The organism is Rhodovastum atsumiense, assembly GCF_937425535.1.
Taxonomy (GTDB): Bacteria; Pseudomonadota; Alphaproteobacteria; order Acetobacterales; family Acetobacteraceae; genus Rhodovastum; species Rhodovastum atsumiense.
This window is the reverse complement of the sequence record NZ_OW485601.1, coordinates 815,099-837,822: the sequence shown is the minus strand read 5'-3', so window position 1 is coordinate 837,822 and position 22,724 is coordinate 815,099. Positions and strand designations below refer to the sequence as shown.

General features: G+C 67.7%; 19 protein-coding genes. 6 read left to right on the top strand and 13 right to left on the bottom strand.

The annotated features are described in order from the left end of the window. Positions 1 to 12: 12 nt before the first annotated feature. Entirely contained in the window at positions 13 to 1,515 is a 1,503-nt protein-coding gene (locus NBY65_RS03610) for a tagaturonate reductase (RefSeq protein ID WP_150045645.1), read from the top strand. Between the two features lie 75 nt (positions 1,516 to 1,590). On the opposite strand, the gene NBY65_RS03605 is transcribed toward NBY65_RS03610, so the two are convergent. The 5 genes from NBY65_RS03605 to uxaC form a co-directional block, all read right to left on the bottom strand. Further along, positions 1,591 to 3,099, bottom strand: coding sequence for a UxaA family hydrolase (locus tag NBY65_RS03605; protein WP_150045644.1), 1,509 nt, complete (start codon positions 3,097 to 3,099; stop codon positions 1,591 to 1,593). A gap of 135 nt (positions 3,100 to 3,234) precedes the next feature. Then, positions 3,235 to 4,515: a TRAP transporter large permease gene (locus NBY65_RS03600; RefSeq protein ID WP_150045643.1), complete on the bottom strand. Its 1,281-nt coding sequence runs from the start codon at positions 4,513 to 4,515 to the stop codon at positions 3,235 to 3,237. Then, entirely contained in the window at positions 4,506 to 5,066 is a 561-nt protein-coding gene (locus tag NBY65_RS03595) for a TRAP transporter small permease (protein WP_203330753.1), read from the bottom strand. Before NBY65_RS03595 ends, NBY65_RS03600 begins: the two co-directional genes overlap by 10 nt. A 133-nt stretch (positions 5,067 to 5,199) precedes the next feature. Then, entirely contained in the window at positions 5,200 to 6,150 is a 951-nt protein-coding gene (locus NBY65_RS03590; RefSeq protein ID WP_150045642.1) for a TRAP transporter substrate-binding protein, read from the bottom strand. Between the two features lie 87 nt (positions 6,151 to 6,237). After that, positions 6,238 to 7,638 (bottom strand): glucuronate isomerase, encoded by a 1,401-nt coding sequence (uxaC, locus tag NBY65_RS03585; protein WP_150045641.1) that lies wholly within the window; start codon positions 7,636 to 7,638, stop codon positions 6,238 to 6,240. A gap of 576 nt (positions 7,639 to 8,214) precedes the next feature. On the opposite strand from uxaC, the gene NBY65_RS03580 reads away from it, so the two are divergent. Together NBY65_RS03580 and ybaK are read left to right on the top strand one after the other, a co-directional pair. Then, a complete protein-coding gene (locus NBY65_RS03580; RefSeq protein WP_162530911.1) occupies positions 8,215 to 8,577 on the top strand; it encodes a cupin domain-containing protein in 363 nt (120 codons plus the stop codon). Positions 8,578 to 8,632: 55 nt separating this feature from the next. Beyond that, the gene (ybaK, locus tag NBY65_RS03575; protein WP_150045639.1) at positions 8,633 to 9,106 is read left to right on the top strand and encodes a Cys-tRNA(Pro) deacylase; all 474 of its coding nucleotides are present in this window, start codon (positions 8,633 to 8,635) and stop codon (positions 9,104 to 9,106) included. Positions 9,107 to 9,126: 20 nt separating this feature from the next. Here ybaK and NBY65_RS03570 read toward each other — a convergent pair whose 3' ends face one another. From NBY65_RS03570 to NBY65_RS03550, 5 genes are all read right to left on the bottom strand, one after another. Beyond that, complete coding sequence (locus tag NBY65_RS03570; protein WP_150045638.1) at positions 9,127 to 9,699, bottom strand: helix-turn-helix transcriptional regulator; 573 nt, start codon at positions 9,697 to 9,699, stop codon at positions 9,127 to 9,129. Continuing rightward, positions 9,696 to 10,592: a S1C family serine protease gene (locus NBY65_RS03565; RefSeq protein ID WP_150045637.1), complete on the bottom strand. Its 897-nt coding sequence runs from the start codon at positions 10,590 to 10,592 to the stop codon at positions 9,696 to 9,698. Before NBY65_RS03565 ends, NBY65_RS03570 begins: the two co-directional genes overlap by 4 nt. Positions 10,593 to 10,790: 198 nt before the next feature. Continuing rightward, the gene (alaS, locus tag NBY65_RS03560) at positions 10,791 to 13,427 is read right to left on the bottom strand and encodes an alanine--tRNA ligase (RefSeq protein ID WP_150045723.1); all 2,637 of its coding nucleotides are present in this window, start codon (positions 13,425 to 13,427) and stop codon (positions 10,791 to 10,793) included. Between the two features lie 220 nt (positions 13,428 to 13,647). After that, positions 13,648 to 14,085: a cytidine deaminase gene (locus NBY65_RS03555; RefSeq protein ID WP_203330770.1), complete on the bottom strand. Its 438-nt coding sequence runs from the start codon at positions 14,083 to 14,085 to the stop codon at positions 13,648 to 13,650. Positions 14,086 to 14,290: 205 nt separating this feature from the next. Next, entirely contained in the window at positions 14,291 to 15,499 is a 1,209-nt protein-coding gene (locus tag NBY65_RS03550) for a D-alanyl-D-alanine carboxypeptidase family protein (RefSeq protein ID WP_150045722.1), read from the bottom strand. 349 nt (positions 15,500 to 15,848) lie between these two features. Here NBY65_RS03550 and NBY65_RS03545 point away from each other — a divergent pair, with 349 nt between their 5' ends. The 3 genes from NBY65_RS03545 to clpA all read left to right on the top strand — a co-directional run bounded on the left by NBY65_RS03545 (position 15,849) and on the right by clpA (position 19,868). Then, positions 15,849 to 16,448 (top strand): phasin family protein, encoded by a 600-nt coding sequence (locus tag NBY65_RS03545; protein WP_203330768.1) that lies wholly within the window; start codon positions 15,849 to 15,851, stop codon positions 16,446 to 16,448. A 405-nt stretch (positions 16,449 to 16,853) separates the two neighbouring features. Next, positions 16,854 to 17,213 (top strand): ATP-dependent Clp protease adapter ClpS, encoded by a 360-nt coding sequence (clpS, locus tag NBY65_RS03540; protein ID WP_150045721.1) that lies wholly within the window; start codon positions 16,854 to 16,856, stop codon positions 17,211 to 17,213. A gap of 309 nt (positions 17,214 to 17,522) precedes the next feature. Continuing rightward, entirely contained in the window at positions 17,523 to 19,868 is a 2,346-nt protein-coding gene (gene clpA / locus NBY65_RS03535; RefSeq protein WP_150045720.1) for an ATP-dependent Clp protease ATP-binding subunit ClpA, read from the top strand. 166 nt (positions 19,869 to 20,034) lie between these two features. On the opposite strand, the gene NBY65_RS03530 is transcribed toward clpA, so the two are convergent. The 3 genes from NBY65_RS03530 to NBY65_RS03520 all read right to left on the bottom strand — a co-directional run bounded on the left by NBY65_RS03530 (position 20,035) and on the right by NBY65_RS03520 (position 22,640). Continuing rightward, positions 20,035 to 20,928, bottom strand: coding sequence for a polyphosphate kinase 2 family protein (locus NBY65_RS03530; RefSeq protein WP_150044778.1), 894 nt, complete (start codon positions 20,926 to 20,928; stop codon positions 20,035 to 20,037). Between the two features lies 1 nt (position 20,929). Next, positions 20,930 to 21,685, bottom strand: coding sequence for an SDR family oxidoreductase (locus NBY65_RS03525; protein WP_150044781.1), 756 nt, complete (start codon positions 21,683 to 21,685; stop codon positions 20,930 to 20,932). 100 nt (positions 21,686 to 21,785) lie between these two features. Next, complete coding sequence (locus NBY65_RS03520) at positions 21,786 to 22,640, bottom strand: endonuclease/exonuclease/phosphatase family protein (protein ID WP_239003122.1); 855 nt, start codon at positions 22,638 to 22,640, stop codon at positions 21,786 to 21,788. Positions 22,641 to 22,724 lie beyond the last annotated feature (84 nt).

Here is a 22,724-nt window from a genome sequence, read left to right as displayed (position 1 = left end):
GGAGACGACTGCATGGAACCCCTGCAACGCAGCAGGCTGGCCGCCGGGTCCTACGGCGTGCCGCACACACCCGGCGCACCGGTCTATCCCGTCAACATCCTGCAGATCGGGGATGGGAACTTCCTGCGTGCCTTCGTCGACTGGATGGTCGATGTCTGCAACGGCCAGGGGCTGTTCCGTGGCGGCGTGGCGATCGCGCAGCCCTTGCCGCAGGGCCTCGCCGATCGGATCGAGGCGCAGGAAGGGTTGTTCACCGTCCTGCTGCGCGGGATCGAGAACGGGCAGGAGGTGCAGTCCCGCCGCGTGGTGAGCTGCGTCCACCGGGCGCTCAACCCGTACGACCAGTGGGACGAGATGCGGGCGCTGGCGGCCGATCCCGACCTGCGCTTCGTCGTCTCGAACACCACCGAGGCCGGCATCGCCGATCTCGAAGAGCCGTTCGCGCCGGAAGCCTGCCCGGCCAGTTTCCCCGCCAAGGTCGCGGCCCTGCTGAATGCCCGTTACCAGGCGCTCGGCGGCAGCGCGGCGCCGGGACTGGTGTTCATCCCCTGCGAGCTGATCGAGGCCAACGGCAGCAATCTTCGCCGCATCGTCAAGCTGCACGCGCAACGCTGGGCTCTCGGCACCGGCTTCATCGACTGGCTGGAGCGGAACAACCATTTCCTCGACACGCTGGTCGATCGCATCGTGCCTGGCTATCCGGGCGCGGAGGCCGATTCGCTGCGCGCGTCCTGGGGCTATGACGACCAGCTCATCGTCGCCGCCGAGCCCTTCCATCTCTGGGTGATCCAGGGGCCACGGGCGCTGGCGGATGAGTTCCCGCTGCACAAGGCCGGGCTGAATGTCGTCTGGACCGACGACCTGCAGCCGTACCGGACTCGCAAGGTCCGCATCCTCAATGGCGCCCATACCGCCAGCGTGCTTGCCGCCTACTGCTCCGGCCTCGATACGGTGCAGCAGATGATGCAGGACCCGGTGGTGTCGGGCTTCCTGCACCAGGTCATGTTCCAGGAGATCGTGCCCTTCGTGCCGCTGCCCGAGCCGGAACGGCAGAGCTACGCCGCGACCATCGTGGAACGCTTCGGCAATCCCTTCATCCGGCACGAGCTGATCTCGATCGCGCTCAATTCGGTCTCCAAGTGGAAGGTGCGGGTGCTGCCGACGGTGAAGGATTTCGCCGCGCAACGTGGTGCGGCCCCGGCCGGTCTGTCCTTCTCGCTCGCCGCGTTGCTGTGGTTCTATCGCGGCCAGGTCGTGGACGGCGCCTATACCGGCACGCGCGCGGCCGGCCCCTATCCGATCCGCGACGACGCGGCGGTGATCGCGAAGATGGCGAGCGCCTGGGAAGGCGACGATCCGTCGCAGGCGGCGGCGCTGCTGCTCGGCGATGCCAGCCTGTGGGGCGAGGATCTCACGACGCTGCCGGGCTTCTCCGGGCGGGTGATGGAAGGGCTGCTGGCGATCGCGTCGAAAGGCATGAAGGCGGCGCTGCAGCAGGTGGTCGCCACCGGCTGAGCCGGCACGGCGCGCACATGAAAAGGGCCCGGCTGCCGAGCGGCGGCCGGGCCCTTTTCCGTTCGGCGGGGCGCGCTACATCACCGCGCCGATCACCCAGGGTTGGAATTCATCGGCGCCGAAGCCCAGCGCCTCGCTCTTGCTGCGATGCCCCGATGCGGTGGCGATGGCCAGGTCCAGGATGCGCCGGCCCATCTCGGCGACACTGACCTCGCCGCGGGCGATCGGCCCGCAATCGAGATCCATGTCGTCCTCCATGCGGCGGAACAGCTCGGAATTGGTGGCGAGCTTCAGGCTTGGCGTCGGCTTGCAGCCGAACACCGATCCGCGTCCGGTGGTGAAGCAGATCAGGTTGCAGCCGCCGGCCACCTGGCCCGTGGCCGAGACCGGGTCGTAGCCGGGCGTGTCCATGAACACGAGTCCGGGCGTGCCGACCCGCTCGGCGAATTTCAGCACGTCCACCACATTGCTGGTGCCGGCCTTGGCCACCGCGCCCAGCGACTTTTCGAGGATGGTGGTCAGCCCGCCCGCCTTGTTGCCGGGGGAGGGATTGTTGTTCATCTCACCCCCGGTGCGGGTGGTGTACTCCTCCCACCAGCGGATGCGGGCGACCAGCTTCTCGCCGACTTCGCGATTGATGGCGCGGCGTGTCAGCAAATGCTCGGCGCCGTAGATCTCGGGCGTTTCCGACAGCACTGCCGTGCCCCCCTGCGCCACCAGCAAATCGACCGCGGCGCCCAGGGCCGGATTGGCGGTGATGCCCGAATACCCGTCCGAGCCGCCACATTGCAGGCCGATGCGCAGATGGCTGACCGGAACGGTGCTGCGCACGGCTTCGTTCGCCGCGGCGAGCATCTCGCGCACGATCTCGATGCCCTGGCGCACCGTGCGGGCGGTGCCGCCGAGCTCCTGGATGGTCATCGTGCGCAGGCGCGCGCCTTCCTGCAGCCCTTCCGTCTCCAGCAGCGGCGCGATCTGGTTGACCTCGCAGCCCAGCCCGATCATCAGCACGGCGTGGAAATTGGCATGGCGCGCATAGCCGCCCATGGTGCGGCGCAGCGTCTCCAGCATCTCACCGGTGGCGCCGGTGCCGCAGCCGGTGCCATGCGCCAGTGCCACCACGCCATCGACGTTCGGCCATTCGGCCATCACCGCGCCACGGAAATGGTCGGCGATCTGGCGCGCGGCGGTCACCGAGCAGTTCACGCTCGGGATGATGCCGATGTAGTTGCGCGTGCCCACCTGCCCATCGGCGCGGACATAGCCTTCGAAGGTCGCGGTCGTGGCGGTCGGCACGGTCGGATGGGCGTCGGCACCGAAGGCGTAGTCGCGGTCGAAGGCGCCCATGCCGACATTGTGGGTGTGCACGTGATCACCCGGGGCGATGTCGGTGGTCGCGAAGCCGATCACCTGGTTGTACTTGATGACCGGGGCGCCCTGCGGCATCGGCGCCGTCGCGATCTTGTGCCCCGCCGGAATCGGCGCGCGGGCGGAAATCCTGCCGTCTTCAATCCCGGTCCCGGCCGCGATGGCACTCAGGGCGACGACAACGGTATCGGCCGGATGCAGGCGGATGGCGAGCATGGGAGACCCCCCCTCGGAGTGTCCGCGCCGGGCGCGGGAGAAAAACCTGCCTTCCCCTGGGCGGAGAAGGCGAACCGCCGGCGGGGCAGGCCCCGCCGGCGGCGTCTCAGTTGCTGCGGATGCGCGACCGGGCGGTCACTGCAGCAGGTCGTGCACGAACATCGAGGTTTCCGGCACCAGCGTCACGATCAGCAGGGTGACCCAGAGCGCCAGCATGAACGGCCAGATCGAGCGGACCACCTTGCCGACCGAGACCTCGCCGATGGCGCAGCCGAGATAGAAGGCGGCGCCCACCGGCGGCGTGTTCAGGCCGATGGTGCAGTTCAGCAGCACGATGATGCCGAACTGCACCGGGCTCATGCCGTAATGCATCACGATCGGCAGGAAGATCGGGGTGCAGACCAGGATGTGCGCGGCCATGTCGAGGAAGATGCCGAAGATGAACAGCGCCAGGTTGACCAGCAGGAAGATCACCCAGGGCGTGGTGCTGATGCTGCTCAGCGCATCACCGGCCATTTCCGCGACGCCGTAGAGGCTCATCAGGTAGCCGAACATGGTGGAGATGCCGACCAGCAGCAGCACCACGCCGGTCGTCTTGGCCGCCTTCGCCGCGGCCTTGAGGAAGGCTTCCACGGTCAGGCTGCGGTAGACGAAGATGGTCAGCAGCAGGGCATAGGCCACCGCCACCGCGCCGGCTTCCGCCGCGGTGAAGACGCCCGAGAGGATGCCGCCGACGATGATCACCATGATGAACAGGCCGGGCAGCGCGGTCGCGAGGCTGCGCCAGACTTCTTCCCAGCCGGGGAACTGGCCGCTCGGGTAGCGGCGCGCGACCGCCACCATGTAGGCGGCGACGATGTTGGCGACCGTCAGCATCGCCGCCGGCACCGCGCCCGCCATGATCAGCGAGCTCATCGACACCGTGCCGCCGGCGGCGAGCGAGTAGATGATCATGTTGTGGCTGGTCGGCATCAGCGCGCCCACCAGCGAGGAATAGGTGGTGACGTTGACGGCGTAGTCGGCCTCGATGCCTTCGCGCTTCATCAGCGGGATCAGCGCCGAGCCCATCGCCGAGACGTCCGCCACCGGCGAGCCGGACACGCCGCCGAACATGGTGCAGGCCACCACGTTGGTCATGCCCAGGCCGCCCCGCACATGCCCGACCATCGCCTTCGAGGCGCGGATGATGCGGTCGGCGATGCCGCCATACATCATCAGCTCGCCGGTGAAGATGAAGAAGGGAATGGTGAGGAAGGCGAAGACGTTCATGCCGGCGGCCATGCGCTGGAACACGACGGCGATCGGCAGGCCCTCGTAGAAGACGGTGACGAGGGAGGAAAGACCAATGGCGAAGACCACCGGCATGCCGAGCAGCAGCCCGAGCACGAAGGTGACGCAGAGAAGTGTCAGTGCCATGACGGAACGACTTCCAGATTGAGCAGGCGCGCGACGATCCGTTCGATGGCGAAGAGCGCGATGAGCACGCCCCCCACGGCGAGGGGCACGTAGCTCCATGCCTGTGAGATCGGCAGGCCGGGGTTGAGGTACTCCATCATCTCGAAGCTCAGCACCGAGCCGCCGTAGCTCATGGCCAGGCCGAAGACGATCATGCCGGCGTAGACCACGATCTCCGCCCATTTCCGCACCGACTCCGGGGCGTAGATGAGCAGCGATTCCATGCCGATATGGCGACCGTCGCGCACGCCGACGGCGGCGGCGAGGCAGGTGACGTAGAGCACCAGCACCAGCGCCAGGATTTCCGTCCAGGCCGGCGAGTCATTCAGCACGTAGCGCCCGAAGATCTGGATGAGCACGGCTGCCAGGATGACGAGCAGGCCCAACACCGAGATCTTCAGGCAGATCCGGGCGAGGACGGCGTGGAAGCCGAAATAGAGCGAGAGAAACCCCGGGGCAACGGCCGTGGTCGGGGTCTTTGACGAAGGCAAGGCCGGCGAATGCGCGTCCAACGGAGAATCTCCTCGTAGCCTTTCAGATGCGGCCCCCGCGCCTCGCCCGGTTCGGTGCCCTTGGCAGGCCGGCCAATGTCGGACGACACTGGCCGGCCTGACCTGGGCCGGGGCGCGGATCAGGCCGCCGGCATCATTTCGTTTCCTGGATGCGGACCAGCAGCGCCTTCAGCTTCGGGTCGGTGACGAACTGGTCGTAGACCGGCTTCATCGCCGCCTGGAACGGGGCCTTGTCGATGGTCGCGACCTGCACGCCGGATTTCTCGACGATCTCCCGCGACGAGGTTTCCATCTCCTGCCAGAGCTTGCGCATGTAGGGGACGGAGTCCTTGGCGGCCTGGCGGACGGCCTGCTGCTCGGCCGGCGTGAAGCTCTTGTAGAGGCGCTGGGACATCAGCAGCACCTCGGGCGCCATCGAGTGCTCGGTGAGCGTGTAGTACTTCGCCACCTCGTACTGGTGCGAGGACTGGTAGGTCGGCCAGTTGTTCTCGGCGCCGTCGATCAGGCCGGTCTTCAGGCCGGTATAGACCTCGCCGGTCGGCATCGGCGTGGCGTTGGCCCCGAGCATCCGCATCATGGAGACCCACACGTCGGATTGCTGGACGCGGATCTTCTGGCCCTTCAGGTCGGCCATGCTGCGGATCGGCACCTTGGTGTAGAAGGAGCGCGAGCCGGAGTCATAGAAGGCCAGCCCGACCATCCCGTGGCTGGTGCAGTCGGCGAGAAGCTCATCGCCGATCGGGCCGTCGAGCACGGCGTGCATGTGCGCGGTGTCGCGGAACACGAAGGGCAGCACCGGCAGCATCATGGCCGGGCAGATCGTGTTGATCGTGCCGGAATTGACGCGCAGGAAGTCGATCGCGCCGAGCTTGACCTGCTCGATCGTGTCCTTCTCGCTGCCGAGCTGGGAGTTGGCGAAGACCTTGATCGAGTACTTGCCGTCGGTGGCCTTCTTGAGCTGGTCGCTCATGAACTGCACGGCTTTGACCGTGGGATAGTCCGCCGGCTGCACGTCGGCCGAGCGGAACTCACGCGCCTGCAGCTGCGACGCGCCGAGCGCGAACGCGCCGGCGACCGCCGTCATGAGGAACTTCCTCGCGGATATCACTGATGTCTTCTCCGTTATTATGGTCCGCACGCCCGTTCCGGGCCTGGACCCGGAAGGAAGGCGTTACAGCCCGAAGTAGCTCTTGGCGTTGCCGTGGGAGACGCCGCGCACGATCGTCGCCAGGGCATCGAGATCAGCCGGGTACTCGCCATCCTCGACCCAGCGCCCGAGCAGCCGGCAGAGCAGGCGCCGGAAATAGTCGTGGCGCGGGAAGGAGGCGAAGCTGCGGGAATCGGTGACCATGCCGACGAAGGTGCCGAGCACGCCGTGGCTGGCGAGCACACGCATCTGCTCGAGATTGCCGTCCTTGTGGTCGTTGAACCACCAGGCCGGGCCGAACTGCAGCTTGCCCGCCACCGAGCCGTCCTGGAAGCAGCCGGTCAGCACCGACAGCATCGCGTTCATGGTGGGGTTGAGGCAGAACAGCATGGTCTTCGGCAGCAGGTTTTCGCTGTCGAGGGCATCGAGCAGCCGCGCCAGCGGGGCGGCGATCGTCATCTCGGCGATCGCGTCATAGCCGGTGTCGGGTCCGCGGACGGCGAGGCCACGGCTGTTGGTGTTGCGCAGCGCGCCGATGTGCAGGCACATCGTCCAGCCCTTGCGGGCATAGGCGCGGCCGAGATGCAGCAGCAGCGCCGCCACGTAGCCGCTGCGTTCCTCCGCGGTCAGCGTCTCGCCGGCGAGGCGGCGGGCGAACAGCCGCTCCACGGTCGCGTCGTCGGGGATGGTGGTGGGGAGGGGAACATCGACCGCATGGTCGCTCGCGCGGGCGCCATGGTCGTGGAAGAAATCGATCCGTGCGGTCAGCGCGCGCACCAGGCTCGCGAAGCTGTCGATGCCGACATTGGCGGTGCGGCCGAGCTGTTCGAGATAGGCCGGGAACGCATCCGCATCGATGCGCATCGCCTTGTCGGGCCGGTACGCCGGCAGCACCCGCGTGGACAGATCCGAACGCGCGAGCGCCGCATGCGCGGCGAGGTCGTCGGCGGGATCGTCGGTCGTGCAGGACACCTCGACGCGCGCCTGGGTCAGAAACGACCAGGTATCCATGCCCGCGAGCTGCTCGTTCACCTCGTCCCACAGGCGGGGACCGGTTTCAGCGTTGATCACGGTATTGATGCCGAAGATGCGCTTCAGCTCGAGATGGCTCCAATGGAGAATCGGATTGCCCGCAGCAAGCGGCAGCACGCGACAGAAGGCGAGGAAGCGGTCGCGATCATCGGCGTCGCCGGTGATCAGGCGTTCGGGAACGCCGCTCGCGCGCATGAGGCGCCACTTGTAATGGTCGCCGGCATTGCCGCGGCCGAGCCAGAGTTCGGCGATATTGCGAAAGGTCTTGCGGCCGGCGATGTCGGCCGGCGGCAGGTGCGCGTGGTAATCGATGATCGGCAGGTCGGCGGCGATCTCATGGTACAGCTTCCGCGACCATCCCGTGTCGAGCAGGAAGTCTTCCGTGATGAACATACCGAGGTCTCCTCAGTGTTTGGCCTGCTGGTGCGGGCTGCCCGGTCACGACGGGAGCCGGTGGCTGCCATCTATGAAACCGGTTTCTCGCATACTGCCGGGAAAGAGGGGGCGCGTTGAGCTAGATCAATAGGTGCCATCGCAACGATTAATCACGACATCCGGCCCGATGGACCGGTTACGGGCAGCCAAGGCGCGTGCGGCACAGTGTCGGGCTCCCGGGCCGAATCCCGGCTGCACATCATGAACTTTAAGGAGTCACGCCATTTCAATGGTGCAGCCTCTAACAACATTTTGGCGAAACTGCAAAGAGATTCTCAACAAAAACTGATAATCATACTTATAATCTATGGATAAACCAATAAATTATCGGTTTTCAAACAATAAAAATATCAGAATTTATGGCACGATCCGGATCTTCATCGTCCTGTTCTTCATGCCTTCGACCGCCCCTGTGATCAGGGGGAAGGGGGCATGCCAGCGTCGATCAGATATCCCTTGCCTTGGCGACGGGCGCCATCGCAGAGACGCCAAAGTGCAACTGTTGTTGCTTTACTCTCTTCCAGGAGACGTCGTGTGGACAGGCAAGTCGAGAGCGTGACTATTCTGCACCAGGATCATGTTCCGGCGGAACAACTGGGCAGCGGCCGCGAGCGGCGCATCATCCACACGGCCGGCCTGATGACGGTCGTGATCGACTTCCAGGGCGGCCCCTGGGCCGAGCCCGACCCGATGCACACCCATCCGCACGAGCAGATCACCTACGTGGCCAGCGGCGAGATCCTGTTCATCTCCGCGGGCGCGCAGCCGGTGCGGCTCAAGGCCGGCGATCTGTTTGCCGTTCCCCCCGGCATTCCGCACGGGATCCAGCTCCTGTCCGCCTCGGCACGGCTGGTCGACAGCTTCACCCCGATCCGGGAGGATTTCCTGAAACCCTGATCGCCCGACACCGGCGGCCGGTGCCTTGCGGCGCGGTCGTGCTATGCTCGTCATCATGTCGAAAAGCACCCGTGCCACCCAGGCCCTCAGCAAGGCGGGCGTTGCCTTCACCCTCCATAGCTATGACTACGATCCCGCTGCCGAGCGCGTCGGCCTGCAGGCGGCCGAGGCGCTCGGCGAGGCGCCACATCGGGTCCTGAAGACGCTGATGGCCGAGGTGGACGGCAAGCCGGTCTGCGTGATCGTGCCTTCCGATCACGAGGTCAGCATGAAGAAGCTGGCCGCTGCCTTCGGCGGCAAGACGGCGCAGATGCTGCGCCCGGCCGACGCGGAACGGTTGACCGGCTACCATGTCGGGGGAATCAGCCCGTTCGGGCAGAAGAAGAAGGTTCCCACGGCCATCGAAGCCGCGGCCATGGCCGAGCCGCAGGTCTTCATCAATGGCGGCCAGCGGGGATTGCAGGTCCACCTCGATCCGAACGAGGCGCGCCGGGCGCTCGATGCGATCGTGGCGTCGCTGATCGTCTGAAGCGCGGGGCGGTCCCGGCGCTAGACGATCAGCAAGCCGCGCCGCAATCCCGTGGTCACCGCTTCCGCCCGGCTGCTGGCACCGAGCTTCGTGAACACGGATTCCAGGTGATACTTCACCGTGTGGGCGCTGATGCCGAGCCGCCGGGCAATCGCCTTGTTGCTCTGTCCCTGTCCGACCAGGGCCAGGATCTCTACTTCCCGCGGCGTCAGTAACGGCCGGGCCGGTTCGGGCGGGACGAATTCCGGCGACTCGCGCGAACCGCCGGGCACGCGCACGCTCAGGCCCTCGGCGATGGCTGCCACCGCCGCCGCCACCTGCGCGGGCGTGGCCGCTGCCGGCAGCACGCCCGGCAGCGCGGCGTCGGCCGCCAGCGCCGGATCGTCGCTCAGCACCAGCAAGGCTGCCTCCGCCATGCGAGCCCGCGGCTGCAACGCCTCGCCAGGGCCGAGCGCCACCACCAGCACCTCCGCCGTCTCCTCCGGCACCACCGCCAGGGCGCGCTGCAACTGGCGGTGCCGGAGCGGATCAGGAACCTGCAGGGCCACGCGGACGGCGTGCCCCGGATTGGCCGCGGCGGCGAGGGCGATCATGCCGGCCTCGCCGCGACGGTGACGTCGCGCTGCATCGTCTGGCCCCCCCGCAGCAGCGTCAGCGGCAGGGCGGTGCCGATGGTCTCCGGCCCCAGCGCGCCGGCGAGGGCCCGGGGATTGGCGAGCTTCTGCCCCGCCGCCTCGATCAGGATGTCGCCGGGCAGCAGGGTGGTGGCGGCCGGGGAGTCCTCGGCGACGCTGACAACCATCAGGCCGGAAGCCGTGGCGGTGCGCTCCGACAACTCCTTGGGCAGCGCGACCGGATGCAGGCCGATGCCGAGCCAGCCCCGGGCGACGCGCCCGTCCTGCAACAGTGCGGTGGCGATGCGGCCGATGGTGGCGGCCGGGATGACCAGCACGCCACGGCGCGGGCCGAAGGTGGACATGCCGATCAGCCGGCCCCGCGCGTCGATCACCGGACCGCCTTCGGCAGCCGGGCCAAGCCGCACGCCGATACGGATCAGCGCGTCGATTCGCCCGCCCCGCTGCGACTGCCAGGCCGGGCCGCGCACCTCGACCGGGCCGAGCCGCGCGGTGGTGCCGCCCATGCCGTCGCTGCCCAGCGCCAGCACCAGGCTGCCCACCCCGCCGGCCTCCGCGACCTCCCGGGTCGGTGCGCCGGCCTGCAGCTTCAGGACCGCGACATTGGTGGCCGGGTCACGGCCGGCGAGCGTGGCCGGCACGCGGGCCCCATCCGGCAGGATGGCCGTGTAGGTCTCCGCGTCGGGCAGCGACTGCTCGGAGGTGACGAGGGCATCGTCGGTCCAGAGAATGCCGCTCAGCGTGTGGTGATGGCCCCAGTCGAGGCCGGCGACGGTGGGGGCGGCGGCACGGGCGTGGGCCTCCAGCGCGTCGGAGAAGGCGGCGAAGGGATCGGGGGCTGTGCTGCTCATGCCCCATCATGTGGGGGGAGCAGGGCGTCATGCTATCGGGCGGATGACGGGGGAAGGCCAGGGCTCTGCCCTGGACCCGGCAGGGGCCACAAGGCCCCTGCACCCCAGTCTCGCTGCGCGGCGGGATCCAAGGGCGAAGCCCTTGGTGGAGGTCCAGGAGGCGAAGCCTCCTGGTCGGGTTCGGGGCAACGCCCCGAGCTATGCCGCCAGCGCCGCCCGCACCGCCTCCAGGGCCGCGTCCGCCTGGGCGCCATCCGGGCCGCCGGCCTGGGCCATGTCCGGCCGTCCGCCACCACCCTTGCCGCCCACGGCCGCCGCGGCCGCGCGTACCAGCTCCACCGCGTTGAAGCGTCCGGCGAGTTCGGGCGACACCCCCACCACCACGCTGGCCTTGCCTTCGGCGGTGGAGACCAGCGCCACCACGCCCGGGCCGATCTGCTTGCCGATCGCCTCGGCCAGCCCCTTGAGGTCGCGCGCCGGCACGTCGCCGAGGTTGCGTGCCGCCAGCTTCACCCCGCCGATTTCCTCGACCTCGGCGGCGCCGCCGCCGGTGGCGAGCTTCTTCTGCAGCTCCGCCACCTGCCGTTCCAGCTTCCGGCGGTCCTCGAGCAGGGCGGTCACCCGCTCCGCCACGTCGGCCGGGTTGGTGCGCAGGGCGGCAGCGACCTCGGCCAGCCTGCGGTCGTTCTCGGCGACCAGGGCCAGGGCGGCTTCGCCGGTCACGGCCTCGATGCGGCGCACGCCGGCGCTGACCGCGCTTTCGCCCACGATGCGGAACAGGCCGATATCCCCGGTGCGCCGCACATGCGTGCCGCCGCACAATTCCACCGACCAGCCGAGCTTGTTGCCGTCCTTGCCGCCCATGGCGACGACGCGGACCTCGTCGCCGTATTTCTCGCCGAACAGGGCCATGGCGCCCTCGGCGACGGCGGCATCCGGCGTCATCAGCCGGGTGGTGACCTCGGTGTTCTCGCGCACCTTGGCGTTCACCGTGTCCTCGACCCAGGCCAGGTCGTCGCGGCCGATCGGCGTGGGCTGGCTGACGTCGAAGCGCAGCCGGTCGGGGGCGTTCAGGCTGCCTTTCTGGGTGACATGGGTGCCGAGCCGCCGGCGCAGCGCCTCGTGCAGCAGGTGCGTGGCGCTGTGGTGGGAGCGGATGGCGGTGCGGCGGGCATGGTCCACCTCGGCCACCACGGAGGTGCCGACCGTGGCCTCGCCTTCCTCCACCCGGCCGACATGGACAAACAGGTCGCCAAGCTTCTTCTGGGTGTCGGTGATGGCGATCCGCAGGCCGGGGCCGGCGATCACGCCGCCATCGCCGACCTGGCCGCCGCTCTCGCCATAGAAGGGGGTCTGGTTCAGCACCACCGCGACCTCGGTCCCGGACGCGGCGCGCTCCACGGGATGGCCGTCGGCCACCAGGGCGATGATCTCGCCCTCGGCGCGCTCGGTGGAATAGCCGAGGAACTCGGTCGCCCCGACCTTCTCCTTGACCTCGAACCACACCCGGTCGGTGGCGGCCTCGCCCGATCCGGCCCAGGCGGCGCGGGCGCGGCGGCGCTGCTCGGCCATGGCGGCGTTGAAGCCCTCCACGTCGACGCCGCGGCCCTGTTCGCGCAGCGCGTCCTGGGTCAGGTCGAGCGGGAAGCCGTAGGTGTCATACAGCTTGAAGGCCACCTCGCCGGACAGGGCGGAGCCGGACCCGAGCTTCGCGGTTTCCTCGGACAGCAGCCCCAGGCCGCGTTCCAGCATCGCCTTGAAGCGGGTTTCCTCGAGCTTCAGCGTTTCCTCGATCAGCGTCTCGGCGCGGATCAGTTCTTCGTAGGCGGCGCCCATCTGGCGCACCAGCGCCGGCACCAGGCGCCACATCACCGGCTCGCGCGCGCCCATCATGTGGGCATGGCGCATGGCGCGGCGCATGATGCGGCGCAGCACGTAGCCGCGGCCTTCGTTGGAGGGTAGCACGCCGTCGGCGATCAGGAAGGCGGTGCTGCGCAGGTGGTCGGCGACGACGCGGTGGCTGATGCGGTGCGGCCCGTCCGGTTCCTGCCCGGTCGCTTCCGCGCTCGCCAGGATCAGCGCCCGCAGCGTGTCGGTGTCGTAATTGTCATGCTTGCCCTGCAGGATGGCGGCGAAGCGCTCCAGACCCATGCCGGTGTCGATCGAGGGGTGGGGCAGGGGCACGCGGGTGCCGGGCGGGCCCTCCTCGAACTGCATGAACACGAGGTTCCAGATCTCGATGAAGCGGTCGCCGTCCTCGTCCGGGCTGCCGGGCGGGCCGCCGGGGATGGAGGGGCCGTGGTCGAAGAAGATCTCGCTGCAGGGTCCGCAGGGACCGGTGTCGCCCATGCGCCAGAAATTGTCCGAGGTCGGGATGCGGATGATCCGCTCATCCGGCAGGCCGGCGATCTTGTGCCAGAGCGCGGCGGCTTCCTCGTCCTCGCTGAAGACGGTGACCAGCAGGCGGTCCTTCGGCAGGCCGAAATCCTTGGTGACCAGGGTCCAGGCATGGTGGATCGCCTGGTCCTTGAAGTAGTCGCCGAAGGAGAAATTCCCGAGCATCTCAAAGAAGGTGTGATGCCGGGCGGTATAGCCGACGTTGTCCAGGTCGTTGTGCTTGCCGCCGGCCCGCACGCATTTCTGCGCGGTGGCAGCGCGGTTGTAGGGACGCTTCTCCTGCCCGGTGAAGACGTTCTTGAACTGGACCATCCCGGCGTTGGTGAACAGCAACGTCGGGTCGTTTCGCGGCACCAGAGGACTGCTTGCCACGACCGTGTGGCCGTTGCGGGCGAAGTAGTCGAGGAAGGTGGCGCGGATGTCGTTGCTGGAAGCCATGGCTTGGGAGGATCCTGGGGCGGAGAATGATTTTCGGCGAGAGGTAGCGCAGTGCCCCCCGCCTGTCACGCGGCCCTCGGCCGGATCGGGCCCGAGGCGCCGTGGGGCAGGGGCCATCCGGGGCACAGCACGGCGGCCGGCGCACCGGTTCCGCGGCGATGCAGCATGTCGGGATGCACCGGCGGAACGCAAGATCGCGCCGGATGGGCGGCGCCGGGCGCTACCGCCGGTATGGCAGCGGCAGCAACGCGCCCACCAGCACTTTCACCAGTCCCGCGGCATACGGTACGATTACCAATGCATGCGGGGCGTAATCGGTGATCATTTCGCGGCAGGCGCCACAGGGGGAGACGACGGCGATCTCCTGTTCGTCTTCCTCGGGCTTGGGATGGCGGACGGCGACCGCGGTGGCGATGCTGCCGTCGCCTTCCAGAACGGCCCGGCCGAGTGCCACGGCTTCGGCGCAGATCTGCAGCCGCCCGACGGTGGCGCCCAGATGCACCCCTGTCCACACACGCCCGTCATGGCTGCGCAGGGCTGCGGCGACGGTGTGCCGGAAGGGCTGGTAATGCCGTTCGAGCACCGCGCGCGCGGTGGCGATCAGGTCGTGGTCGGCCGCGTCCAGCGGCAAGGGAGGCGGCGATGGCGCGTCGAACACCGAAACGTCCTGCCGGGCGAGGGCGCAAAGAATAACTCTCGCTTCTGTCGCGGGCCAAATCACGGTTCGGCGGGGCGTCGTGCCGCCCCCGGCAATCATGGCAGGGGGGCCTCTTTGCCAGAACGCCCCGGCCGTGGAACGGCCGGGGCGTTCTGGAGTGTTCGTTTTGAGGGGAGGCCGGGCGGCGGGCCGACCGGGATCGGGTCTAGCGACTGGCCATCTGCCCCCCTTCGGGGCGCAGCGGCGTGCAGGGAATGCGGTGGCGCGCCAGGGTGGCGCAGGCCTGTGCGGCCTCGCTCTGGCTCAATCCCGTCAGTTGCGCGCGCCAGGTCTTGCGCCCCCTGACCGATGCCTGCTCGACCCGGATGTCGCCGTCATCGGCGGCGCGGCGTGCGTTCGCGGCGGCCTGCCGCGCGGCGGCCAACGTGCCGAAGGCGCCCACCTGCACGCTCCAGCGGGCCAGTTGCGGGCGGGGACGGGCGAGCGGAGCCGCGTTGGCGACCGGCACCAGCGCCGGCAGGTGGCTGGGCGCGGCGATGCGCGGCGCCACCGGAACGTCCATCCGCTCGAAGCCCTGGTCGAGCAGGTTCGACATGTGGATGTCGCGTTCCGGATTGGAGGCGGCCCCCAGCACCACGCCGACCAGCCGCACGTCGCCGCGCACGGCCGAGGTCACCAGGTTGTGGCCGGAAGCATCAATATAGCCGGTCTTGATGCCGTCGGCGCCGGGATAGGTCTGCAGCAGCCGGTCATGGTTGAAGATGGTGCGGCCGCGCCAGGTGAAGGTCGGGGTGGAGAAGTAACGGTACTCGAGCGGGAAATCGCGGATCAGGTGTCGCCCCAGCGTCGCCAGGTCGCGCGCGGTGGTGACCTGGGCCGGGTCGGGCAGGCCCGAGGCGTTGCGGAACACGGTGCGGGTCATGCCCAGCGCGCGCGCCCGCAGCGTCATCATCTGGGCAAACCGCTCCTCGTCGCCGCCGAGCAGTTCGCCGAGCGCTGCCGCGGCATCGTTGGCCGATTTGGTGACCAGGCCGAGGATCGCTTCCTCGACGGTGAGGCGCGTGCCCGGCATCAGCCCGAGCTTGGACGGGCTCATTGACGCCGCGTGGGCAGAGACGGGCACGGGCTGGTAGAGTCCGATCCGGCGGTCGCGCAGCGCCTCGAACGCCAGGTAAAGGGTCATCATCTTGGTCAGGCTGGCCGGATGGCGCAGTTCATCGGCGTTCACCGCCGACAGCACATTGCCGCTCGCGGCCTCGATGACGATCGAACTGTAGCGGCTCGACCCGATCTGAGCCTGCGCGGCCCGCGCGAGCAGGCAGGGCGCGACGATCAACAGGGCCAGGCTGACCCATGCGGTTCCGGAACGAATTGGCATCACATGGTCGCGAAATTTATGCCAGAGGTCGGGCATCCGGCGTCTCTCCAAGCTCGGCGGTTGCAACCCTACAAGCAGAGACTCAACCCTGTCCAGACTGAATCCTCGGTGAAAGGTTGTGTTTTGAACGGCTTATTCCGCGTTGCTCAGAATGGACGGCACCTCTGGTCGCGCTCGTGAATTGATTTCGCTGGAAACGCGGCCTTTTGTGCACTGCACAAAAGTCGCTTGACCAGGGTCCGGCGAAGCACGTATACCGTTCTTGCTGCAGTGCAGCAAAAAACAGTTGCACACAGACTTAACCACGAACGACGGATCGTGGTCTACCGAGAGCGGCGGTGCGGGGCCTGTCGGGACCGACGGGCACCAGACGGAGGAGTGGGAGATGGCGAAAAAGAGCGAGGACAACGTTGCGCCGGCGCCCGAGACGCCGGCTGCCTCCGGGCCGGCCGAGGCGAAACCGGCCGAGGCAAAGGTTGAGATCGCAGAGGCCCCCAAGGCGGTGGTGACGGTCGCCGCGAGCGCTCCGGCGGCGAATGTGGCGCCATCGGTGCGAGCCACTCCCGAGGCAACCCCGGTGGTGACCGGGATCCCGAAGATCCAGGCAGAGGTGAAGACGAACATGGTCGACAAGGCATTCAAGACGGTCGAGGACCTGGTGGCATTCAACCAGGGCAACTTCGAGGCTTTCGTTAAGTCCGGGCAGATCTGGTTCGCCGGCGTGCAGGACCTGTCCAAGGCGGTGGCTGCCACCGCGCAGGCCCAGATCGACGCGACCGTGGCGACGGTGAAGGCGCTGGCCGGCGTCAAGTCGCTCAAGGAAGCGGTTGACCTGCAGACCGGCCTGGCGCGTTCGCATGTCGAGAAGGTCGTCGCCGAGACCAGCAAGCTGACCGACGCCAGCCTGAAGCTGGCCGAGCAGAGCTGGGCGCCGATCAATGCCCGCGTGACGCTCGCCGTCGAGAAGTTCGGCCGCGCTGCCTGAGGCAGCCGGTCGTACCGGGCCCCTCCGCGCAGGCGGAGGGGTAGCTACAGAAGGCCCGGGCCCCCCCCTCCCGGGCCTTCGCCTGTACGGGTCTCGCGTTTCTTGCCTGGCAACCCCGGTTGCCTGACGGCAGTGCCCGGCCGGAGCCTTCCGGAGCGGTTGCCGCCTTGGCCAGCGCGGCTGGCATGCCCATAATCCCATCATGGAACCTGCTGACGCCCTTTCATCGGCGCCGGGCTTTCCGATATGTTCACCTTGGAAGGGCCGGACGGGCGCACAGGGCGGGCCGTGCCTACGGGTGCCGATGCTCGGCCCGGGGCGGCCAGGAATGGGCGATTGCGAACGATGAGCGAGAGCGACAGGCGCGAGCAGATCTGGACAGGGGCCGGCCCGCCGGTCCCATGCATGACCACGCCGCCGGATTCCGGCGGGCGCGGCAATGACGGACGGACCGACGGCGGCGGCGAGAACCCGAATACCGGTGTCGTGGTGAAGGCCCGGCCGAAGACCCGCAAGCCTGCCATGTACAAAGTGTTGATGCTGAATGACGACTACACGCCGATGGAGTTCGTCGTTCATGTGTTGGAGCGCTTTTTCCAGAAAACCCGGGAGGAAGCGACCCGCATCATGCTGCATGTGCACCGGCGCGGTGTCGGCGTCTGCGGCGTCTTCACCTACGAGGTGGCCGAGACCAAGGTCACCCAGGTGATGGACCTCGCACGGCAGAACCAGCACCCGCTGCAATGCACGATCGAGAAGGAGTGACGTTCCGGCAGCTCATCCATGCCGCGGGTCCGGTCTTCGGTCCGGCCCGGGGGCATCGGTGCCGGTTGGGGGCATCCGGGGGGGCACAACCCCGCCATATGCCCGGCTACGAACCCACTATCCGCATTTTAAGTCAAAGAAGTTGATATTTTGCTGGTGCGCCGGGCCGCTGATCGAGAAAGAATGATGGCGCGTGGATACGGTCAGCGTAACGTTTGCTCGCCATGCGCGTAGTCGAGACCGCAGAGTAGCGTGGTACGGGCACCATGCGGGACCATTGACGACCATTGAGCTGAGGAGCGTTGCACCATGTTGTCACGGAACCTCGAACAGACGCTCCACCGGGCTCTTTCGCTCGCCAGCGAACGTCGCCACGAATACGCGACCCTTGAGCATCTGTTGCTCGGCCTGACCGACGACACCGATGCGGCCACCGTGCTGCGAGCCTGTGGCGTCGACCTGGACAAGTTGCGCACCGACCTGACCGAGTTCCTCGATAAGGACCTGGCCGGCCTCGCGACCGACCGCCCCGGTGATCCCAAGCCAACCGCCGGCTTCCAGCGCGTTGTGCAGCGGGCCGCGATCCATGTCCAGTCCTCCGGCCGCGATGAGGTCACCGGCGCCAATGTGCTGGTCGCGCTGTTCAGCGAGCGCGAGAGCCATGCCGTCTACTTCCTGCAGACCCAGGACATGACGCGCCTGGATGCCGTCAACTTCATCAGCCACGGCATCGCCAAGGCCCCCGGCCGCAGCCAGCCGCGCCCGGTGCAGGGTTCGGGCCCGGAGAACCACACCGAGCAGGAACGCGAGGAGAAGCCCTCGCGCCGTGGCCAGGACGCGCTGTCGAATTACTGCGTGAACCTGAACAAGAAGGCGATGCAGGGGAAGATCGACCCCCTGATCGGCCGCGACACCGAGATCGAACGCACCATCCAGATCCTGTGCCGTCGCACCAAGAACAATCCGCTGTTCGTGGGTGACCCCGGTGTCGGCAAGACCGCCATCGCCGAGGGCCTGGCCAAGCGGATCGTCGAAGGCGACGTGCCGGAAGTGCTGTCCAAGGCGACCATCTATGCCCTCGACATGGGGGCGCTGCTGGCCGGCACCCGCTACCGCGGCGACTTCGAGGAACGGCTGAAGGCGGTGGTGACCGAGCTGGAAGCCCAGCCACACGCGGTGCTGTTCATCGACGAGATCCATACGGTGATCGGGGCCGGCGCCACCTCGGGCGGGGCGATGGACGCGTCCAACCTGCTCAAGCCCGCGCTCGCCTCCGGCACGCTGCGCTGCATCGGCAGCACCACCTACAAGGAATTCCGCAACTACTTCGAGAAGGACCGCGCGCTGGTCCGTCGCTTCCAGAAGATCGACGTGAACGAGCCCTCCACCGAGGACGCGGTCAAGATCCTGCGCGGTCTGAAGGCGAACTACGAGAAGCACCACAAGGTCCGCTACACCGACGAGGCGATCCGGGCTGCGGTGGAGCTGTCGGCCAAGTACATCCACGACCGCAAGCTGCCGGACAAGGCGATCGACGTGATCGACGAGGTCGGCGCCTCGCGCATGCTCCAGCCCGAGCACAAGCGTCGCAAGACCGTGACGTTGCGCGATGTGGAAGAGATCGTGGCGAAGATCGCGCGCATTCCCCCGAAGTCGGTCTCGGCCGACGACAAGGAGACGCTGCGCAACCTCGAGCGCGACCTCAAGGCGATGGTGTTCGGCCAGGACAAGGCCATCGAGGCGTTGTCGGCCGCGATCAAGCTGTCCCGGGCCGGGCTGCGCGACATTGAAAAGCCGATCGGCAACTACCTGTTCAGCGGCCCGACCGGCGTCGGCAAGACGGAAGTGGCCCGCCAGCTCGCCAATACGCTGGGCATCGAGCTGATCCGCTTCGACATGTCCGAGTACATGGAGCGGCATTCGGTGTCGCGCCTGATCGGTGCCCCGCCGGGCTATGTGGGCTTCGACCAGGGCGGCCTGCTGACCGACGCGATCGACCAGCATCCGCATGCGGTGCTGTTGCTCGACGAGATCGAGAAGGCCCATCCGGACCTGTTCAACATCCTGTTGCAGGTGATGGACCACGGCAAGCTGACCGACCACAACGGCAAGACCGTCGATTTCCGCAACATCATCCTCATCATGACGACCAATGCGGGGGCGGCCGATCTGGCCAAGAACGCCATCGGTTTCGGCCGCGAGGACCGCGCGGGCGAGGACGACGACGCGGTCAAGCGCCTGTTCACGCCGGAGTTCCGCAACCGCCTGGATGCGACCATCGCCTTCGGCCATCTGACCCCGGAGATCGTCGGCCGGGTGGTCGAGAAGTTCGTCATGCAGCTCGAGGCGCAGCTCGCCGACCGCAACGTGACGATCGAACTGTCCAGCGCGGCCAAGGAATGGCTGGCCGAACGGGGCTACGACAAGCTCTACGGGGCGCGGCCGCTGTCCCGCATCATCCAGGAGCACATCAAGAAGCCGCTGGCCGAGGAGCTGCTGTTCGGCCGGTTGACCAAGGGCGGTGCCGTGAAGGTGACGCTCAAGGAGAAGAAGCTCGATTTCGAGTTCATCGAGGCCGCCGTGCCGGCGTTGCCGCGCCCCGAGGGCGATGGCGACGAGGGTGGGTCGGAGAAGGAACCCGAAACCGCCGAGTGATCCGGCCGGGGTGGCGGGGCGTTGCCCCACGCCCCACCAGGAGGCTTTGCCTCCTGGACCTCCACCAAGGGCTTCGCCCTTGGAACCCGATTTTCTGTGCCGCGCAGCGAGATTGGGGTGCAGGGGCCTTGTGGCCCCTGCCGGGTCGAGGGCGGAGCCCTCGCCTTTAGCTTTCTTCTGCTTCGAGTAACTGACGCGCCTCTGCCAGGCGGATGCGGTCAGGGGCCGGCATTTCCTTGGCTTTCAGGTCCAGCGCCTCGATCGCGGCGATGATCGCCTCCATCACCACGAGGCGGGTGAACCATTTGTTGTCGGCCGGCACGACGTACCAGGGTGCGTGTTCGGCCGCCGTCGCGGTGATCGCGTCTTCGTACGCCTTCATGTAGGCGTCCCAATGTTGCCGTTCGGCAATGTCGGAGGCGCTGAATTTCCAGTTCTTGCCGGGGTCTTCCAGTCGTTCGAAGAAGCGGCGCTTTTGCTCGGCCTTGGAGACGTTGAGGAAGAACTTCAGCACCACCGTACCTTGCCGGGCGAGGTGCTGTTCGAAGGCGGCGATATCCTCCAGCCGGTGTTTCCAGATCTTCTTGCCGTTCAGCGCCGCGGGCAGGCGCTGCTTCTCCAGGATCTCCGGATGCACCCGCACCACCAGCACTTCTTCATAGTGGCTGCGGTTGAAGATGCCGATATATCCGCGCTCGGGCAGCTTGCCGACGATGCGCCAGAGGAAGTCGTGGGCCAGTTCTTCCGGCCCCGGCGTCTTGAAGCTGGTCACCTGCACGCCCTGCGGGTTCACCCCCGACATCACGTGCTTGATCGTGCTGTCCTTGCCCGCCGCGTCCATGGCCTGGAAGATGCACAGCACGGCCCAGGACGCGTGCGGGTAGAGCAGTTCCTGCAGCCGCGACAGCCGCGCCACCCCGTCGGCCAGCAGGGCCTCCGCCTCGTCCTTGTCGACGAGGCGTTCGGCGGTATCCGCGGGATCGTGATCCTTGAGGCGGAATCCCTTGCCCGAGGTGATCCGGTAGCGGTCGAGCAGGGCGCGGATGTCCTTGCGGCCCATCCTACCCGGCCCGTTTGACCGCGAGCGGTCCGGGCGCCTGGCAGGTCGGCATCATCTCGATGCGGTTGATGTTCACATGCGCCGGCTGGCCGACCACCCAGCCCACCGCCTCGGCGATGTCGGTGGCGGTCAGCGGCTCGGTGCCGGCATAGACCGCGGCTGCCCGTGAATCATCGCCGCCGAACCGGACATTGCTGAACTCGGTGCCGCCGCACAGGCCGGGCTCGATGCTGGTTACCCGCACATTGGTGCCGATCAGGTCGGATTTCAGGTTCAGCGTGAACTGGGTCACGAAGGCCTTGGACGCGCCGTACACGTTGCCGCCGGGATAGGGGTAGGTTCCGGCGACGCTGCTGAGGTTGACCACATGGCCCCGGTTACGCGCCACCATGCCCGGCAGCAGGGCCCGCGTCAGCCGCATCAGCCCCGACACGTTGGTGGCGACCATTGTCTCCCATTCATCCAGCGAGACCTGCCAGGCCGGATCGAGGCCCAGAGCGAGGCCGGCGTTGTTGACCAGCACGTCCACTTCCCGCCAGCCATCGGGCAGGGAGTCCGGCAGGGAGGCAACCGCAGTAGCTTCGGCCACGTCCAGCGGGAAGGGACACAACGCCGGGCCGAGATCGCGCGCCAGGGCTTCCAGGCGCTCCACCCGCCGGGCCGCGGCGATCACGCGGTAGCCGTCCCGCACCAGGCGGCGGGCGATGGCATCACCGAACCCGGCCGAGGCGCCGGTGACCAGAGCTGTCAGAGCCATGGGAATCTCCTTCGAGTCGGATGGTTATCCCGGCACAGCGCTTCCCTGAAGGCAACCTGTCGCCACTTTGGCGCATCAATGGTGCCCGGAGGGGTCGTTCCTAATCCGGCAGGCGCATCCTGACCGAGACCGGGCAGTGATCGGAGAGCCGTGCGCGCGCCGCTTCGTCGGTTTCACGGTACACCAGCACCCGCAAAGTCTCCGTCGTGATCCAGGCGGTGGCGGCGCCGCCGGCGATGATGTGGTCGATGAAGCCGCCGCCGCCCCAGCACGGGCTCGACCGGCCGGCGGTGACGCGCAGCAGCGGTGCTGCTTCCTGCAGCGCCGCGGAGAACGCATCCCGCCCATCCATCCAGCGATTGAAGTCGCCCATCAGCACGAAGGGCACGCCCTCGGCGCGCCGCTGCGCCACCCAACCCTGCAGCACCGCGAGTTGCGCCCGCAACTGCGGACAGGCGACGCGGCGGGTATCGGTCAGCCGGTCTTGCCGGCACCCCTGCTTGAGATGCACCGCGAGCAGGCGCAGCCGCCCTTCCGGCAGGTCGAGCGTCACGTCGGCGCCGCTGCGCAGCCGTGTGCCGGGCAATTCGAGCCCAACGAGGTCCGGATTCGCCGTCACCTTCAGGCCGCGCCGGACCGCGAAGCCGACGCGCTGCACAACCGGATCTGAAGTGAAATGAAATCCATAGCGGTCGGGTGGGAACACGCGCGCGGCCACGTCCGGTCCATCCACTTCCTGCAGCGCCACGACGTCGGCATCCAGGGCAAGCGCGTACCAGCGCAGCCTATCGAGATCTTCCGCGTGCCGTGGTTGCACGTCCGGTGGCAGGGCCGGATCCCCCTGTGGGCGCAGGGTCAGCCAGTCCAGGTTCCAGGTGGCGAGTTTCAGCTCGGCCGCCGACGCTGGCGCGAAGCTGATCAGCAAGCCGATCAAGATGGCGAAAATCCGCATCATGCCGCCACTCTCCGGCATGGGAGCTCACCGCGGAAGAGCCTGTTCCAGGCCAGAGGCGGGTGCCATAGTTGCAGCCAAACATAA